The following is a 16,297-nucleotide window of genomic DNA, read 5'->3' as shown; positions in this document are numbered from 1 at the left end:
GCGAGATGTTCGCATCAGGAAGGAAGCCACATGAGAGTTCCCCAGCCTATCCTCGCCATCTCCGCCACCGCCCTCATCGTCAGTGGTGCGCTTGCGGCCGCCCCCCTCGCCCAAGCCACCACGCTCGCATGCCCGGACCCGGCCGCTTCCCAGGGCGGCCGGCCCTTCTCGGACAACTTCGCCACCCTCAGTGAGGAGTTCACCATTACGGAGCCCACATATGCGCTGAGCGACTGATCCATGCCAGCACGGCCCACACCCTTCCACGCTGACCGGTCCGGCAAGCGCCGGAACTCCGGCCGGTCGAGCGGCTCGAATTCCGCAAGCAGCCGCCGCACGCAACCCGATCGGACCTTGCGGCCGCCGCCTTCCTGAGTCCAGGCCACCATGTCGACATCGCCGATGAGTTCGCGGGCGCGGTCGTCGAGGCTCCACCACATCGCCCCCTCAGTGACCTTGACGAGCAGCCGATCCGGCGTCCCAGACACATCAGCCATGAGGACCGCCGACCACGGTGACGCGATCCGCGCGTTGCCCAGGTACTCCAGGCGCAGGACACCCATCCGCGTCTCGCGGCGGATCCAGCGGGTCCAGCAGACGCCGCGCCAGCGACCTGGCCCCGTCGACGTCCACCCCGACCTCAGGGCACAACCCGAGGCCGCTCGCGTCCACGCGCAGCAACCGCCGCCCGTCGCCGTCCAGGTATCACAGCAGCCGCTCCGATCTGCTCGACAGGACGATCTGCTGGTCGCCGGCCATCAGCCTGAAACCACCGAGAAGCATGAGAACGCAAGATCAGACTCAACAACGGGGGACCAGACCTTCGGTCTGCTGCACACCCTACCTGCGCGGACAGCGTCCCATCGGTAGAGAATCGTCGGTGCCGTCGAGAGATTCCGGCCACGAGCTCCCGTCGCATGCCGGCGGGTGATTGGGGCTGTACACGAGATGTGCACGGCTTCGACGGCCGCCGCCCGGAGGGCTGACCAGCGACCGGCGGAAAGGGCCCGACCCGGCCCGCGCGGCGGCTAATCTTGTCGCCCATGACGCAGGTGGGACACAGGACGGCACGTGCGCTGCTGCGCAGGCTCGCCGTCGAACAGGCCGAATGCAGGGTGCCGTCGCTGACGGCCGCGATCGTGCGCGACGGCGCGACGGCGTGGTTCGGCGGGCGCGGCCGCGTCGACGGCGCGGCGCCGACCCCCGCCACCCAGTACCGGCTCGGATCGATCACCAAGAGCATGGTCGCCGTCGTCGTCATGCGCCTGCGCGACGAGGGCGTGCTCGCGCTGACCGACCCGCTGCGAGAGCATCTGCCCGGCGCGCCGCTCGGGCACCTGACCATCGCCCAGCTGCTGTCCCACACCGCCGGGCTGACCGCCGAACCGCCCACCGACTGGTGGGAGCGCACCCCCGGCGTTCCCGCCGCCGAACTGCTGGCCCGGCTCGGTCCCGCAGAGCTCAAGCACCGGCCAGGCCGGCGCTTCCACTACTCCAACGTCGGCTTCGCGCTGCTCGGCGAGCTCGTGGCGCGCCTGCGCGGCACCACGTGGCTCAAGGCGGTACGCGGCGAGGTGCTCGACCCGCTCGGCATGCACGACACCACCGCCCGGCCCCGCGTTCCCCACGCCACCGGCTACGCCGTGCACCCGTGGGCCGACGTGGTGCTGGCCGAACCCGAGCACGACGCCGACGCCATGAGCCCCGCCGGGCAACTGTGGTCGACCCCGCACGACCTGGCCCGCTGGGCGGCCTTCCTCACCGGCGAGACCGGCGGCGTCCTGTGCGAGGACACCCTCGCCGAGATGCGCGAGCCGGCCGGCGTCGACGACGGCGACACCTGGACCGCCGGGTTCGGGCTCGGCCTGCAACTGTCCAGGCCAGGCGGCCGCCGCCTGGCCGGCCACACCGGGTCGATGCCCGGCTTCCTGGCCACTGTGTGGGCCGACCCCGCCGACGGCGCGGGGGTGCTGTTCATGGCCAACACCACCTCCGGGCTCAGCGGCAGGCTGGCGACCGACCTGCTGGACATCTTGGAGGAGTACGAACCGCGCCTGCCCGACGAATGGCGCCCGGTCGCCGCCGACCCGCACCTGCTGGCACTGACCGGGCTGTGGCACTGGGGGCCGAAACCGTACGCGTTGCGGCTGCTGCCCGAGCGCGGCCTGTCGCTCGAACCGGTCGGCGGCGGCGGGCGCGCCTCCAGGTTCGTGCCGCAGGACGACGGGACCTGGCTGGGCCTGGACGGCTACTACGCCGGGGAGACGCTGCGGGTCGCGCCCGACCATCTCGACCTCAACACCTTCATCTTCACCCGCGACCCCTACGACCCGGGAGCGCCCGTGCCGGGCGGCGTGAGCGCCTGGCACGCCTGACCCCCTACCGGCCCGGGTGACCACCCCGCCCGGACGGTCTCCCGGGCCGCCGCCCGGTCCTCCGCCGCACGGCCGACCATGTTTCGCCCGCTTCTGGGCAGAGGAAGCGGACAACGATCCCCCCGGTTCCCGTGGAGATCGCCGCGCCGGCGCGTGAGGTCTCCTCGGCCGTACAGCCCGTCGAGCAGCGAGGACCGGCAGACGATGCAGTCGAACAACGACCTGGTGGCCGACCCCGGCGGCCTGCCGGAGGCCGAGCGGGTGTTCCAGGCGGTGCGCGGACGCCTGTTCGGGATCGCGTACCGCATGCTGGGCAGCGTGAGCGAGGCCGACGACTTGCTCCAGGAGGTGTGGATCCGGTGGCAGACGAGCGAGCGGCGCGCCGTGCGCAACGCCGAGGCGTTCCTCGCCACCACGACCACCCGGCTGGCGATCAACGTGCTGCGCTCGGCGCGGGCGCGCCACGAGACCTACGCCGGGCCGTGGCTGCCCGAGCCCGCCGACCCCAGCGCCGACCCGGCTCTGAGCGCCGAACGCGCCGAGGCCCTGGAGAGTGCGGTGCTGATGCTGCTGGAGCGGCTCACGCCCACCGAACGCGCGTCGTACGTGCTGCGCGAGGCGTTCGACCACTCCTACGAGCGGATCGCCGAGATCATCGGGCACACCCCTGCGAACGTGCGCCAGCTGGTCAGCCGCGCCCGCAAGCACCTAGCCGCGAAGAGGCGGGCGAGCGTCACCGTCTCCGAGCAGCGGCGGCTGCTGACCGCGTTCGTGGCGGCCGCCCGGTCAGGGGAGATTGCCGTGCTCGAGGCGATCCTCGCGGAGGACGTCGTCTCCTGCTCCGGCGGCGGGGACGCCGTACGCGTGCCGAAGGCCCGGGCCGTTCGATCCGCTCCTGGCGGAGGTCGACATCACCGAGGTCGATCTGGCTGCCTGATCGTCGGCGGACGGTCTACGCAGAGCCCAACATCCGGGTTCTGCCAGCAGCCGAAAGCACCAGCTGCGTCGAGGCGGTGGCGTAGCCGCAGCGTGTTCGGGGCGAGCGCGGTGATCAAGATGGCAGGTCCGGTGGGCGGGGTCAGCACGGCCTGCCCGTCGGCGGGGTCGTCGCCGAACAGCCCGACTCCGGGCGGCTCCTTGTCGTAGGGGGTCGACGATGAGGATCTGCCCGGCGGCGCGGTGACCGGCCAGGACGGCGGGTCCGTCCCAGCGGGGCACGTCCTTGCAGCCAGTACAGGCTCGCCTGTGGCGGTGGCCCGGGCAGGACCACGAAGCCGCTGACATCGTCGCCGCGCTTGACGATCTCCAAGGCGAGCCGGACGTGCTTTCTGGCCCAGGTCACGAGCTTTCCGGCGTAGGCGCTGCCGGCCCGGACCAGCTTGATCCGCTCGTACCAGTCGCGCAGGCGTTCCAGCGCGGGCTTGGCACCGTCGCGGTCTTGTACGCTGGCGGCGGTGACGATGACGACCAGCAGCAGGCCCAGGGTGACGGCCACGCTTTCGTGGATCCTCGGCGGAGCATGACCGACGTCCATGGCGCCTCCGTCAGCCACAGCCGACGGCGTGGCATCGCGCGGCGCTTGACCATCTCGGGCAAGCCGGCTTCGTTCTGGGTGATCGCTGCGCTGCCGGCCCGCTCCACGGCGACCTCGCCCGCCAGCGCCGCCAGCGCGGCACCTGCAGCAATGGCAACCAGCGCTGGCAGGAGCGACACCACTGTCACGCCTCGTCCCGCGCGGGTCAGCATTGGGCCGACCTCATCAGGTTGGCGGTTGAGACGCATGCAACGGATCCTCTGCCAGCTGGGCGAATGCCCTGACCGCCCATTCCGGCAGTGGCTTCTCCCGGCTGGCTCCGAGAACTGTCCTGGCGGCTAGACGCGCTCCTTGAACGGTCTCCCCGGTGACGAACTGAGCGATCTTCGTATGAAACCAGATGGCGTAATGGCCCTCGTCCATGATTGCGACGAGGAGGCGTCCAAGCTCCTCTTCCTCGGTCGGCGCCGGCGTCGGGCGAGACTGCTTGAGCTGGGCGACGTCCGCCGATAGCCGGTCGAGCCTCTCGTCTACGGCGGCTCTCAGCCCATCCAGCCGTTCCGTGATCTCGGCTGAGAGCCGTTCGCTCTGCTTACGCGCTTCCTCTGCCGTTCGTACCGCTACCTCAGTTCGCCTCCTGCGCCCTGGGCGGTAGAAGCTCCATCTCTGTGGTTGGCCTGAATCTTCTGCGTAGGCTTTCATGCGTCCCCTCGCCTGGATATATGCAGGATCCGACACCAGAAAGGTATGAACCACGTGATCGATAGACCAGGCATACTTCGGTGACGAAGAAATCTTCCGCTGGCTTTTCGGTGAACTTCCTGAACCTCACAGCGCGCATAGAGCAACGACACGCGACCTGGCGACGCGAAGATCTGAACAAGGGGCTATTACAGCAGGCCGGGCCGGGTGTTACGCGGCTGAATCCTCTGCGAGCTGCGCCGCTCCCTCGAAGTGTGGCCGTCAGCGGGCTCGTGACCGGGCGACGACGTCGGGCAGGTCGCGGCTACCGGATCGAGGTCCTCACACTCAGTTCGCGCGACTTCGGGCGTAGGCCGCTGGGGCCGCGCTATATCACAAATCCGAATTCTTCCCGCATTTCCACCCATTCGGGAATGCTGGCCCGATGCACAGGAAGTCAATCAGAAAGCCGGTCGACGCGCTCGGCCTCGCCAAGAAGACCCTGCACGCCAAAAGGAAGCGGTCGTTCGTGGATTACTCTGTCACAGCCTCATCACTTCGCGCCGAGACAGTACGCCACGCTTTCGACAGGACACGTTCGGCGAATGGGACTACAATGTACTTCGCCCCTGGAGAAGGCGCTGCCAGTGGAGATCCACACCCTGTCGGAAATCCACATCACGCAGTTGTGCAACAGAGAAGTCATTTCCCCTGAACGCGTTGCGCTCTCTCAGTGCAAAACCGAGACTGGGGCGTGCTGAAAATATGACCGCAGCCAGATCGCCGCTGAAACGACAGTCAGTGAACTGCGAGTCGGCAAAACGGTAATCCTTGATCACTACGCCGAGAAATGAGCAGCGCAGGAAGCTTGCCCTACCCGCACCTCCACCTTCGATGGGCATACGGTCGAAGGTGCACTCCACGTAGGTCGTCGGCTCCGCCCCGCTACCGAACGTGGGTGGACCTGCGGGCCGGATCCCACTGAAATCGCAACGCGTTAGTGTACTTCCTACACCGATATCGAGATAGCGAGGACGCACTCCAGAGAAATCAGCCTTTTCAAGATCTACGGCATGCAAGATCAGCTCATCGTTCACGAGCATAGTTGATCACTATCAATGTGTCGGGGCGACCGTCAGGCGGGGTTGGCTGAGCGGGCTCGCAGGGCAAGGTCGAGGGTGTCCAGTGTCCAGACCCAGGAGGCGTCGGTGTCGCGCGGGGTGTGGCTGAAGGAGCCGGCCGCTTCAAGGCTGACGTATCCGTGGATGGCTCCGCCGAGGAAGCGTACGGCGTCGGTCTGGCAGGGTTCGGGCAGGTCGTAGCCGCGCAGCAGGGCGCGCAGCATCTCGGCGTGGCGGGGGCCGGCACTGTCGGCGGCGGTTTCGGGATCGAGTTCGTGGCGGGAGGCGGCGTAGCGGCCGGGGTGGGTTCTGGCGTAGTCGCGGTAGACGCCGGCCAAGGCGGTCAGGGCGTCCTTGCCGGCGCGGCCGGCGATCGCGGCGGCGGTCTGGTCGGCCATCTCCTGCAGGGCCAGCAGCGCCACCCGTACTTTCAGCTCGCGGGCGTTGCGTATGTGGGCGTACAGGCTGGGCTCCTTCACGCCGAGGCGGCGCGCCACCGCGGAGCCGGTCACGTGGTCGAAGCCGAGCTCGTCGGCCACCTCGGCCGCCGCGCGAGCGAGCCGTTCGGCGGTGATGCCCGCGCGTGCCATGACGACCTCCGCTAAACCAATTAATGTTTTGCCTAATTATATTAGGCTGACTAGCGTACGGCACATGAGACCGGTGACAGAAGGCGACATCCGCAACTCGTTCGTGAACTGTTCCAAAGGCGAGGCCAAGCGGCTGAGCCTGCCGGCGGACCTCGCCGAGCAACCATGGCAGGACCTCGACTTCCTCGGCTGGCGCGATCCCGGGGCACCCGACCGCGGCTACATGGTGGCCGAGCGCGAGGACGGCCGCCTGGTGGGGATCGCGTTGCGGGCGGTTCGGGGGACGGCGCGGGGCTTCGCCTCGCGCAGCATGTGCTCGTTGTGCCTGACCATCCGCACCGGGGGCGGGGTGGCGCTGATGAGCGCGCGGCGCACCGGGGAGGCGGGGCGGCTGGGCAACACCGTGGGCCGCTATCTCTGCTCCGACCTGGACTGTTCCCTCTATACACGGGGCCGGAAGCAGACGGCGGGGGGCGACTTCGAGGAGACCCTGACGGTGCAGGAGCGGGTGGCTCGCACGCGGGACAACCTGACCGCCTTCATCGCGAAGGTGGCCGCGTAGGCCAGGCGGCCGCCGTCAGCGGTCCCTTCCGGCTTCCGCGCGAGGGCGGCGGTCCACACGCGCTGGAACTCCTGCGGTGGTTGAATGGTGACTACACGTCAGTTCGTGAGTGCGGGCGTCCAGGGGGTCCGCGCGGCGGCCGGGGTCCCCGCTGGCGGCTGGCGGCCACGACGACGGGCCTGGACGCGACCAAGAAGGAGCCCGGCCGAAAAGGCCTGGCAGTGGACGTGTTCGGCCCGGTCATCGCGGTGATTACGCTGGCCCGCCTCGGCACGACAACGTCGCGGGGATGGCCCTGCTGGACCGGGTCGCCGCGCAGACCTCCGGAACGGTGGCCAAAGCCCTGGTCGACCAGGGCTTCAAGAACAGCGTCGCCGACCATGGCGCTACCCTCGGGATCGACGTCGAGATCGTCCAGCGCAACCTTGCCGACCAGGAATGGGTGCCCCAGCCGAAACGATGGATCGTCGAGCGGACCAACGGCACCCTGACAACCTTAGCCCTCCTTGAGCAGGCGAGTGGGCGTCGTCCTGCCGAGGTGCAGGATCGCGTCGAAGCCGCCGCCCATCGAGTCGATCCGCATCATGTAGTCGGCGTCCTTCTTCGCGTCGTAGGCCGAGCCGATGATACGCATCGTGGCGGGGGCGGCCAGCCATTTGCGCACCTGTGCGGGCGCTTTCGCCCGCAGGTCGAGCAGGTAGTTGGGATGCTTGGCCGTCCCAAGGATGTGGTCGATCATCGCGCGGCCGGGCGGCGGGACGGTGAAGACCGAGGGCGGTCCCAGCTCCCAGCCGCCGAGAATCTTCCCGCGGTGGGAGACAGTCCCGATCGAGATGTACGAGCGGCCGTATCGCTTGCGGAGATGACCGCCGGCCATGACCTTGTTCCGCAGAGCGCTGGGGTCGGGCGGGAACTGCCAGGTGACCCGGGGAGCTGCGGTGGTGTGGACGTTGGCCGCGTTGTAGACGATCCGGTGACCGGTGCGGCGCTGCCACCCGTCGATGAGGTCGGCGATGTACTGGTCGCGTACCGGTTCAGGGGCCTCGGCGATCTGTTCGGCGTAGGACTCGTAGAATCCCAGGATCGTGGTGGCGTGCTGGACGGCGTCGTCAAGGTCGATCCGCGACATGCCCGCCGGTAGACCGTCCACGAGTTCCTTGACCGCGCGGGCGTGCCGCACCAGCTCCCGCTGCTGTTTGGGGGACTGCTTGAAATACCAGCCGAAGTGGGCCTCCAGCGTGCCGCGGTAGCGGATCGGGCGCAGGTCGCGGTCCAACTCCTTCAGGCGGCCGGGCGCGACGTCCTTGACGTATCGCCGTACCTCGTCGAAGGGGATGGCCCGCACTTCCATGACGTCGGCGCCGAGGAAGCGGACCTTGTCGTCGTCGGCGCGGTCCCGGTTGAACTCGCGGATCCAGCGCACCAGGCCGAGCATGGCCTCGCTTCGCCACTGGAACCCCATCTGGGAGACGACCTCGCGCGCGTCGCCCTTGCCGGTGACGACGTAGCGGTCGATGGCCACGCCACTGCCCCAACTCTCCTCCCAGGCCACTGTCCGGAATCCCAGCTCCTCCACCAGGTACCGGATGGCCCTGTGCCGGACGGTGAGCTGCTCATGCGTGCCGTGCGACGGCTCGCCCAGGGCGACGACCTTCGCGTCCTTGACGATCGGTCGCAGCGAGGCCAGATCGGCGACCGATCCGCTGGCGTCGGTTCGCTTCAAGGGTTCGGCGTTGTCGCCGATCCAGGTCGTCATGGGATTGGCCTGGGCGGACTGGCTGGCCTGGGCGCCGGCACAGCCACTCGCCAGGGTCACGGCCAGGACGGCGGCGGACAGAGCGGCGGAACGACGGGGCACGCGAGGTGCGAGCATGGCAGGACTCCTGGTGACAGGTGAGTGGTGCTGCCCTCTGAGGTCGGCCGACCTCGGGCTGTTGACCCCGATCCTGCCCCCGCCGGCTCATCGCCGAATCCACCCGGTAGCGTCCCTCGCCGTACTTCTCCTGTCGTATACCGCCCGCTATCCGAGGGCCGAGGTCGCCGCACGCGTGGCCGACCGGCACTGGCACCGCTATCGCTTCGGCCCGTTGGGTGTGGATCCGCTCCAGGGAGCCTCTGAGCTGGTGGTCTGAGGTCTGGTGGGGATGTCTCGTGTCCGGCTCACCTTGGAGATCGTCAAGCGCGACGACGATGTCAGCGGCTTCGTGGTCCTGCCCCGCAGGTGGGTGGTGGAGCGCACGCTGTCGTGGATCTCCCAGCGCAGGCGATGCGTGCGGGACTATGAACGGTTATCCGAGCATCACGAGGCCATGGTCCTGTGGGCCCTGATCATCCCCATGGGACGACGACTCGCATCCGGGTCTCCCGAACCGACGTGACGATCAGTTTGTACACGGGCACTGAGCGGCGCCGCTTTCTGGCTCCGGTGGCCCGCCGCTCGACCAACCAGGCGCCGGAACGCCGCAAGCCACAGCGCCTCTATCCGATCTTGCTGGCAGTGGTCACCCAATCGGCGATCGATCAAGTCGACGAGGTGGTGATGCTGTTCGACCAGGCCTTGTCCGCTCGGGAGTCGCGGGCCAGGTCCAAGACGGAGGGGGCGTTGATCGAGACGCCCACGGAGACGGTCAAGCGCTATCCGCACGCCGGGCCGCTGCTGAGCGCGCGCTGGAACGAAGACCTGATCACCGAGTGCTGGCCCGACCTGCTGCGCATGGCCGGGTCGCTGAAGTACGGCCAGGCCACCGCCTCCCCGGTGGCGGGCAAGTGGTCGGCCGCCTCCCGGCAGACACCCTGGCTGCCGCTTTGAAGGAGTGGGGCATGTTGCGCCGCACTCTGCACGCGGCGAAGTGCGTGCGCGGCGTCGTGCCGGTGAACAGCGGGGTGCGTCCGGGACTCGCTCGGCATCGCGATCGCGCTCGCTCCACAGCCGCCGTCCTTGGCCGTAGCCGAACCTCGGCTCGTCATCATCCATGATCCCAACGTCGACGCCTCGTGACTGTCGTCCAGGCTCTCGGTATCGCCGCAGGTCAGGCACATCCGTTGGAGATTTCCCGGGACTACAGCGAGGCCCACTTGGGAGTCGCCATCGTCTGGCTGGACGCCCGGCAGCCAGACGATGGCGACTCCCAAGTGGCCGACCGGATCAGCCAGGCCGTGCGCGATGTCATGGCCGCCGCCCACCCCACCCCGTTGATCATCGGGAGGGCGGGACCGGCCAAGCGGCTTGAACCGTGGGTAAGGTGTGCGATCCACACGGATGCAGACCCTGCCACGACCAGCGATTACGCCCGACCGCGGCCTCCTTTTGCGCATTCGGTTCCCCCTATAGTGAGTGAGGTGGCTCACTCGAAGGGCATGCGGGCCAGGACGGCGACCGCCAAACGGCAGCGGCTGACGGCCGCCGCCGCCCGGATCGTGCACGAGCAGGGCGTCGAGCGCACCACCATCGCCGACATCGCCCGCGCCGCCGACGTCCCCGTGGGCAACGTCTACTATTACTTCAAGACCAAGGACGATCTTGTCGCGGCCGCCCTGAGCGAGCACGCCCACGGGCTGGAGACCCTCACCGCCCGGCTCGACCTCCTCCCCGACCCCAGGCGGCGGCTCAAGGGCCTGGTCGAGGCGTGGGTGGGCGAGCGTGATCTCGCCGCCCGCTGCGGCTGCCCCACCGGCACCCTCGCCGCCGAACTCGGCAAGCGCGGCGAGGGCGGCCTCGGCGAGGAGACCGGCAAGGTCATCCGGCTGCTGCTCGACTGGACAGAACGCCAGTTCCGCGAGCTCGGGCTGCCCGGCCCCGAGGATCATGCCCTGACGCTGGTCGGCGCCTACCAGGGCATGTCGCTGCTGGCCAACGCGCTGCGCGAGCCCGACGTCATGGTCCGCGAAGGCCGGCGGCTCAGCGCCTGGCTGGACTCCCTGCCTGACAAGGGGAGCTAACGCCGGTCGTGACCGGCGGCGACGCCCTCCGGCCCGCGAGCCGCGGGCAGGGGTGGGTAGGGTCCGAACGGGAAGAACACACGCCCGGAGGGCAGGAACCGGATGAAACCCGTGTACGCGGCCGTCGCCGTCCATGTGCCCGCACCGCCGGAACGGGTGTTCGCGCTGATCACCGACTGGCCCAGGCACCGGGAGTGGATGTTCATGACCACCGCCCGCCAGGCAGGCGAGCACGCCGTCGAGGCCTACACGGGCATGTGGCCGTTCGGCTTCCTGGACACGATGACGATCACCCGCTGGGACCCGCCCGCACTGGTGGTCATGGACCACACCGGGCGCGTGGTGCGCGGCCGCGGCGCGATCCGGGTACGGCCGCACGACTGCGGCAGCCGGGTCATCTGGGCCGAGGAACTGCGCCTGCCGTTCGGGCCGCTGGGCCGGGCCCTGTGGCCGCTGGCCCGCCCCCTCGTCCACGCGCTCGCCCGCCACTCCCTGCGCCGGCTGGGCGCGCTGCTGCGCCGTACGGGCTGATCCCCGCTACTCGACGCCGCCTACTCGATGCCGCCTACTCGACGGTCCGTAAGATCTGCTCGATCGACGCCGTACGGGCCCGTAGCTCCGCCAGGTCGGCGGCCGTCCGCTGCTGGGCGTCCAGCGTGGTCTCGGCCAGCTGCTCGAAGCGGCGCACGAGCCGGCGCAGGTCGTCGGCCTGGTCGGCGGCGGCCCTCGTCTTGCGCGCGTCGAACAGGCCCACGACGACCACGGCGATGAGGAACCCGGCCACGAGCAGCACGGCGATGAGCAGGATCGCCACGGGCCACGACATGTCCATCAGGAGTGCTCCTTGGATCCTGGACCCTGCTCCGGGTCCGGCCTGGTGAGGGTCTTGGCCGCCTCGGCCAGCGCGGGCGCCGTCAGGCGCAGGTCGAACCCGGTGACCTCGTAGTACTTCATGGCCTTGCCGTCGTCCGACAGCTCGAGAGTGCCGGTGACCAGGCCGGCCGCCTCCAGCCGGCGCAGGTGCATGTGCAGCAGCGGGCGGCTCACGCCGATCTCGCGGGCGAGATGGCTGACGTAGTCGCGTCCGCCGGCCAAGGTGGCGACGATACGCAGCCGCAGCGGGCTGGCCAGCGCGGCCAGCATCTCCACCAGTTCGTCGCCGGTCGGCTCGGCCGCCGTCATGACATCCCATCCTGTAAACACTTCGTTACAGGTGTAACCGTAGTGCTATGCCGTTTCGCGATCAACTCGTGAGGGCGGCGCTTGACCTCGGCCACGGTTGATGAATCGTGGTGTCATGGTGAAGTTCGGGGTCGGGCTACCGACCATGCAGGAGATCGAGACGTTGGGGCCGGGGGGCGTGGCGCGGGCGGCGCGGCTGGCCGAGACCGTCGGAGCCGATGCGGTCAGTGCCCCGGACGTGCTCGTCGGAGACGGGACGACGGCGCTGGAAAGCGTCGTCGCCCTGGCCACCGCCGCCGCCGTGACGGAGCGGGTGAGCCTCGACTTCGGCGTGCTGTCGGTTCCCACGCGGCCGGTGGCCATGATGGCGGCCCAGGTGCAGACGCTGCAGCACCTTTCGCGGGGCAGGGTGCGGCTGGGAGTGGGAATCGGCGGATTCCCCGGCTCGCCGTTCTGGGCCGCGCTCGGCGCGCCGCGCACCGGACGGGGCCGCATGACCGATGAGGCGCTGCGGGCGTTGCCCGGCCTGATCGCGGGTAGAGACACCACCGTCGCCAACGGGGTGAGCCTCACCCTGGCCCCCGCCGCTCCGGTGCCACCCCTGTTCGTCGGCTCAGGTACGAGCGGAACGGCGTTGCGGCGGGTGGCACGCCTCGCCGACGGATGGCTGGCCTCGGCGCTGACACCGGCGGGAATCCGGACGGCGCTGGCGAGGTTGCGCGAACTCGCCGAGGAGTACGGCAGGCCGATGCCGCGCGTGCTGCTGGGCGTGCACACCGTTCTTGGCGCGGACCGCGAGGCGCGGCAGGCCATGGAGGCGCAGCTGGCGGAATTCTTCCAGCTCTCCGCCGACGAGGCACGCCAGGCCGGCATCTCCGGCTCACCGGCCGAGGCGGCCGAACGGGTGTCGGCCTTCGCCGAAGCCGGAGTGGACGAGATCGGGTTCGCGCTCGACGGGCGCGACTTCCTGGGCCAGATCGAGCTGGTCGGCGAGATCAGGACGCACCTGCCCCAGTAGAGCCGCCTCCTGCGCAACGCCGGCCGTGTTGTCACGACTCCAGGAAGTGCAGCACCGCCAGCACCCGGCGGCTGTAGCCGGTGGTGTGCGACAGGCCCAGCTTGTCGAACAGCGAGTTCACGTGCTTCTCCACGGCGCTCTGCGACACGTGCAGTGCCTGCGCGATCGAGGCGTTGGTCAGCCCCTGCGCCATCCGCTCCAGCACCTCACGCTCGCGCGCGGTGAGCCGGGCCAGGGGATCCACCTGGGTGGTGCGGGCCAGCAGCTGGCGCACCACCTCCGGGTCGAACGCCGCTCCCCCGGCCCCCACCCGCTCCAGTGCGTCCAGGAAGTCGCCGACCTGCGCCACCCGGTCCTTCAGCAGATAGCCGACACCTTCGACGTCCGCGCTCATCAGCTCGGCGGCGTACCGCTTCTCGACGTACTGCGACAACACCAGCACCCTGACCGCCGGCCAGCGCGCCCTGATCTCCAGCGCGGCCCGCAGCCCCTCGTCGGTGTGGGTCGGCGGCATGCGCACGTCCACCACCGCGATGTCCGGCTCGTACGCCGCCACCGCCGACACCAGCGACTCGGCGTCGTCCACCGCCACCGGGACCTCGTGGCCCTCGTCCACCAGCAGCCGGACCAGGCCCTCGCGCAGCAGCGTGGAGTCCTCGGCGAGGATCACCCGCACGGCAGCACCGCCGTGATCGACGTCGGCCCGCCCGGCGGGCTGGTCAGCTCGAACGTGCCGTCCAGCGCCGCCACCCGCCGGGCCAGCCCGGACAGGCCGCCGCCCGCCGCCCTGGCGCCGCCGCAGCCGTCGTCGCGCACCCGCACGACCACCTGATCGTCCTCCTCGTGCACCTCGACCGTGATGAGCGAGGCGGCGGCGTGCTTGGCGGCGTTGGTCACCGCCTCGCTGACCAGGAAGTAGGCCGCCGTCTCCACCGCCATGGGCGGGCGCCGCCGCAGCTGGCACGTCACCTTGACCGGTACGTCGGACCGTTCGGCCACGCCCGCCAGCGCCTCGTCCAGGCCGAGGGAGTCCAGGCCGCTGGGATAGACGCGCCAGGCCACCTCGCGCAGCTCCGCCAGCGCCTCCTGCGCCTCCTGGTGCGCCTGCTCCAGCAGCTCGGGCCGGTTCCGCTTCGAACGCCCGATCAGCATGGACAACGCCACCAGCCGCTGCTGCAGGCCGTCGTGCAGGTCACGCTCGATCCTGCGCCGCTCGGAGTCGACGGCGGCCACGATGCCCGCCCGGCTCTCGGCCAGCTCGGCGATCCTGCGCTCCAGCGCCTGGGTACGGTCGGGGCCCAGCATCCGCACGATCAGCATGCGCTCCAGCGCGTGCACCCCCACCACGCCCGACAGGTCGAGGAACAGCAGCACGCACCCGGCCACGAACGCGTAGGCCGCCAGGGGCAGCGAGGGAAGCATGCCGTCGAACGGCAGGCCCTGCCCCCACAGCACGACGATGAGCACCGCCGCGCCCGCGCCGTACACCAGCAGGGTGATCACCATCCCGCCCAGCAGCCCGAGGGGGACGCGCGCGGCGAGGTAGAGAGAGGCCCGCAGGTCGCCGCCCGTGAGCGCGGTGAGGCCGGCGGCGTCCAGGCGCAGCCGGCGCGCCTCCAGCCGGGCCAGGCGCCGCGCGGAGGCCACGACGTTGGGGTTGGCCTGGAACGGCAGCGTCACCAGCAGGAACACCAGCTCGCACAGCGCCGTCAGCGCACCGAGCGTCACCGCGCCGAGCAGCCGCAGCCCCTCAACGGCCAGACGCATGCCTGCCCTTGCGGCGTTCGGCCAGCCGGACCCCGACGAAGACCACGATCGCCAGCACGACCAGGCCGATCACCACGTAGCTGCCGGCGCCCACGTACGTCTCCACCACCGCGTAGTGCCGGCCCAGGAGATAGCCGGCCATCACGAAGATCGTGTTCCAGATGAGGCTGCCGGCCGTGGTCAGCAGCGTGAACGTCGGCAACGGCATACGCTCCACGCCCGCGGGGATGGAGATGAGGCTGCGGAAGACGGGGATCATCCGGCCGAAGAAGACGGTCTTGCGGCCGTGGCGATCGAACCAGGCCTCGGTCTTCTCGATGTCGGAGGTCTTGACCAGGGGAAGCCTGGCGGCCAGCGCGAGGGTGCGTTCGCGGCCCAGCGCCGCGCCCACCCAGTAGAGCGCCAGCGCCCCCAGCACCGAGCCGAGCGTCGTGCACAGCAGCACCTCGAACAGCCCCAGCTCGCCCTTGCTGGCGGTGAACCCCGACAGCGGCAGGATCACTTCGCTCGGCAGCGGCGGGAAGATGTTCTCCAGCGCGATCGCGAGCCCGGCCCCGGGGGCCCCGAGGCTCTCCATCAGTCCAACGACCCAGTCAGTCATGGGAGCCACGCTAGGGACGATCGGGCACGACGGTAATGCGGCAGGTGGCCGTCCCGGACTGTGGTAAACCACACCTCCGGTGTACCGTACACTGTACGGCCGTGAGCTCCTTGACGGATCTGGTACGACACGCGGCAGTCTTCCAACCCGGCGATCCCCCCAGGTCGGGAGTGGTCGCCTTTCTCGATCCGGACGGTGAGTCCACCATGACGGTGGCCGAGCAGAACGGCGGCAAGGTGCGCACCCAGCAGGTCGCGGCGACCGTCGTGCCGGTGAACGAAGCGGTAGCCGCGCTGGCCCGGGCCCGCACCGGCCCCGGCGTCCACCCTGCCACACGATTCTGGGGCGCGGTGGCCCTCGTGGCGCTCCAGCTCGTCACCCGGGGGCGCGTGCTGCCCGGGGTGACGGTGGGCGAGCACGACTCCTGGCGCGCGGGGCCGCTGGACGCCGCCGACGTCCAGCGCGTACGCGATCTGGCCGATGCCATGCCCGCCACTGCCCGCGCCGTGCCCCTGGCAAACCCGGCCCCGCAGGACGACGGGATCAGGCTGCCCGACGCCGAGCCGCTCGTGCGCGCCTTCCTGGACGCCGTCGCCGACACCATGCCCCGCTCCCCCGGCGCCGTCAGGGCCACCGGCACCGCCGCCTACGCCGCCATGAAACCCGTCAAGGTGCCGCACCTGCGCGGATGGGCCGAGGAGGTGTCGGCGGGACTCGACGCCGGCGTGCGCCTGTCGCTGCGGCTGGAGGCCGACCACCTGGGCGGGAACTCGGCGGGGGGCCTCGCCGCCGAGTTCCGCGCCGTCGTGCAGGTGCACAGCCTGGCCGACCCCTCGCTCGTCGTCGACGCCGCCGCCCTGTGGCAGGGCGGCGGGCACAATGGAAGGCACAGCGGCGGGCAGGGCGGCGGGCAGGGCTGCGGGCAGG

At 70.1% G+C, this 16,297-nt stretch carries 19 protein-coding genes and 1 pseudogene; 9 read left to right on the top strand and 11 right to left on the bottom strand.

The features are described 5' to 3' along the window. Positions 1 to 14: 14 nt before the first annotated feature. Positions 15 to 563, bottom strand: a complete 549-nt coding sequence (locus GUY59_RS30755; RefSeq protein WP_138204349.1) for a hypothetical protein — start codon at positions 561 to 563, stop codon at positions 15 to 17. Positions 564 to 1,043: 480 nt separating this feature from the next. Here GUY59_RS30755 and GUY59_RS30750 point away from each other — a divergent pair, with 480 nt between their 5' ends. Further along, positions 1,044 to 2,375, top strand: coding sequence for a serine hydrolase domain-containing protein (locus GUY59_RS30750; RefSeq protein WP_138204347.1), 1,332 nt, complete (start codon positions 1,044 to 1,046; stop codon positions 2,373 to 2,375). Positions 2,376 to 2,579: 204 nt separating this feature from the next. Further along, a complete protein-coding gene (locus tag GUY59_RS30745; RefSeq protein WP_201761539.1) occupies positions 2,580 to 3,521 on the top strand; it encodes a sigma-70 family RNA polymerase sigma factor in 942 nt (313 codons plus the stop codon). Here the strand turns inward: GUY59_RS30745 and GUY59_RS30740 are convergent. From GUY59_RS30740 to GUY59_RS30725, 4 genes are all read right to left on the bottom strand, one after another. Further along, on the bottom strand, positions 3,454 to 3,909 hold the full coding sequence (locus GUY59_RS30740; protein WP_138204345.1) for a transposase: 456 nt from the start codon (positions 3,907 to 3,909) through the stop codon (positions 3,454 to 3,456). The genes GUY59_RS30745 and GUY59_RS30740 overlap by 68 nt on opposite strands. Before the next feature lie 225 nt (positions 3,910 to 4,134). Next, a complete protein-coding gene (locus GUY59_RS30735) occupies positions 4,135 to 4,611 on the bottom strand; it encodes a hypothetical protein (protein ID WP_138204343.1) in 477 nt (158 codons plus the stop codon). Positions 4,612 to 5,201: 590 nt separating this feature from the next. After that, positions 5,202 to 5,687, bottom strand: coding sequence for a hypothetical protein (locus tag GUY59_RS30730; protein ID WP_138204341.1), 486 nt, complete (start codon positions 5,685 to 5,687; stop codon positions 5,202 to 5,204). A 38-nt stretch (positions 5,688 to 5,725) separates the two neighbouring features. Further along, complete coding sequence (locus GUY59_RS30725) at positions 5,726 to 6,301, bottom strand: TetR/AcrR family transcriptional regulator (protein WP_138204339.1); 576 nt, start codon at positions 6,299 to 6,301, stop codon at positions 5,726 to 5,728. Between the two features lie 64 nt (positions 6,302 to 6,365). On the opposite strand from GUY59_RS30725, the gene GUY59_RS30720 reads away from it, so the two are divergent. Next, positions 6,366 to 6,863, top strand: coding sequence for an FBP domain-containing protein (locus GUY59_RS30720; protein ID WP_138204337.1), 498 nt, complete (start codon positions 6,366 to 6,368; stop codon positions 6,861 to 6,863). Between the two features lie 496 nt (positions 6,864 to 7,359). Here the strand turns inward: GUY59_RS30720 and GUY59_RS30715 are convergent, their stop codons facing one another. Continuing rightward, on the bottom strand, positions 7,360 to 8,736 hold the full coding sequence (locus tag GUY59_RS30715; protein WP_138204335.1) for an erythromycin esterase family protein: 1,377 nt from the start codon (positions 8,734 to 8,736) through the stop codon (positions 7,360 to 7,362). 271 nt (positions 8,737 to 9,007) lie between these two features. On the opposite strand from GUY59_RS30715, the gene GUY59_RS50170 reads away from it, so the two are divergent. The 4 genes from GUY59_RS50170 (at position 9,008) to GUY59_RS30695 (ending at position 11,333) form a co-directional block, all read left to right on the top strand. After that, positions 9,008 to 9,241, top strand: coding sequence for a transposase (locus GUY59_RS50170; protein WP_138204333.1), 234 nt, complete (start codon positions 9,008 to 9,010; stop codon positions 9,239 to 9,241). Continuing rightward, positions 9,238 to 9,672: a Tn3 family transposase gene (locus GUY59_RS50915; RefSeq protein WP_138204331.1), complete on the top strand. Its 435-nt coding sequence runs from the start codon at positions 9,238 to 9,240 to the stop codon at positions 9,670 to 9,672. Before GUY59_RS50170 ends, GUY59_RS50915 begins: the two co-directional genes overlap by 4 nt. Positions 9,673 to 10,202: 530 nt before the next feature. After that, positions 10,203 to 10,802: a TetR/AcrR family transcriptional regulator gene (locus tag GUY59_RS30700; RefSeq protein ID WP_252375100.1), complete on the top strand. Its 600-nt coding sequence runs from the start codon at positions 10,203 to 10,205 to the stop codon at positions 10,800 to 10,802. A 102-nt stretch (positions 10,803 to 10,904) separates the two neighbouring features. Continuing rightward, the gene (locus GUY59_RS30695; RefSeq protein WP_138204329.1) at positions 10,905 to 11,333 is read left to right on the top strand and encodes an SRPBCC family protein; all 429 of its coding nucleotides are present in this window, start codon (positions 10,905 to 10,907) and stop codon (positions 11,331 to 11,333) included. Positions 11,334 to 11,367: 34 nt separating this feature from the next. On the opposite strand, the gene GUY59_RS30690 is transcribed toward GUY59_RS30695, so the two are convergent. Both GUY59_RS30690 and GUY59_RS30685 read right to left on the bottom strand, forming a co-directional pair. Next, positions 11,368 to 11,634, bottom strand: a complete 267-nt coding sequence (locus tag GUY59_RS30690; protein WP_201761538.1) for a hypothetical protein — start codon at positions 11,632 to 11,634, stop codon at positions 11,368 to 11,370. Then, complete coding sequence (locus GUY59_RS30685; protein ID WP_138204327.1) at positions 11,634 to 11,984, bottom strand: ArsR/SmtB family transcription factor; 351 nt, start codon at positions 11,982 to 11,984, stop codon at positions 11,634 to 11,636. Before GUY59_RS30685 ends, GUY59_RS30690 begins: the two co-directional genes overlap by 1 nt. A 115-nt stretch (positions 11,985 to 12,099) precedes the next feature. Between GUY59_RS30685 and GUY59_RS30680 the strand changes: the two genes are divergently transcribed. Continuing rightward, the gene (locus GUY59_RS30680; protein WP_138204325.1) at positions 12,100 to 13,002 is read left to right on the top strand and encodes an LLM class flavin-dependent oxidoreductase; all 903 of its coding nucleotides are present in this window, start codon (positions 12,100 to 12,102) and stop codon (positions 13,000 to 13,002) included. 31 nt (positions 13,003 to 13,033) lie between these two features. On the opposite strand, the gene GUY59_RS30675 is transcribed toward GUY59_RS30680, so the two are convergent. From GUY59_RS30675 to GUY59_RS30665, 3 genes are read right to left on the bottom strand one after another with little or no spacing between them, the layout of a single operon-like run. Beyond that, a complete protein-coding gene (locus GUY59_RS30675) occupies positions 13,034 to 13,678 on the bottom strand; it encodes a LuxR C-terminal-related transcriptional regulator (RefSeq protein ID WP_138204323.1) in 645 nt (214 codons plus the stop codon). Further along, complete coding sequence (locus tag GUY59_RS30670) at positions 13,669 to 14,769, bottom strand: sensor histidine kinase (protein WP_138204321.1); 1,101 nt, start codon at positions 14,767 to 14,769, stop codon at positions 13,669 to 13,671. Before GUY59_RS30670 ends, GUY59_RS30675 begins: the two co-directional genes overlap by 10 nt. After that, complete coding sequence (locus GUY59_RS30665) at positions 14,753 to 15,370, bottom strand: DedA family protein (RefSeq protein WP_165959600.1); 618 nt, start codon at positions 15,368 to 15,370, stop codon at positions 14,753 to 14,755. The genes GUY59_RS30670 and GUY59_RS30665 overlap by 17 nt, the downstream gene beginning before the upstream one ends. 101 nt (positions 15,371 to 15,471) lie before the next feature. Here GUY59_RS30665 and GUY59_RS30660 point away from each other — a divergent pair. Next, positions 15,472 to 16,297 (top strand): annotated as a pseudogene (locus GUY59_RS30660) (hypothetical protein); the annotation flags it as partial.

It is taken from the genome of Nonomuraea sp. K271 (genome assembly GCF_009908215.1).
GTDB classification, from domain to species: Bacteria; Actinomycetota; Actinomycetes; order Streptosporangiales; family Streptosporangiaceae; genus Nonomuraea; species Nonomuraea longispora.
Note: the sequence above shows the minus strand (reverse complement) of the source record. Positions and strands in the feature narration are given on the sequence as shown.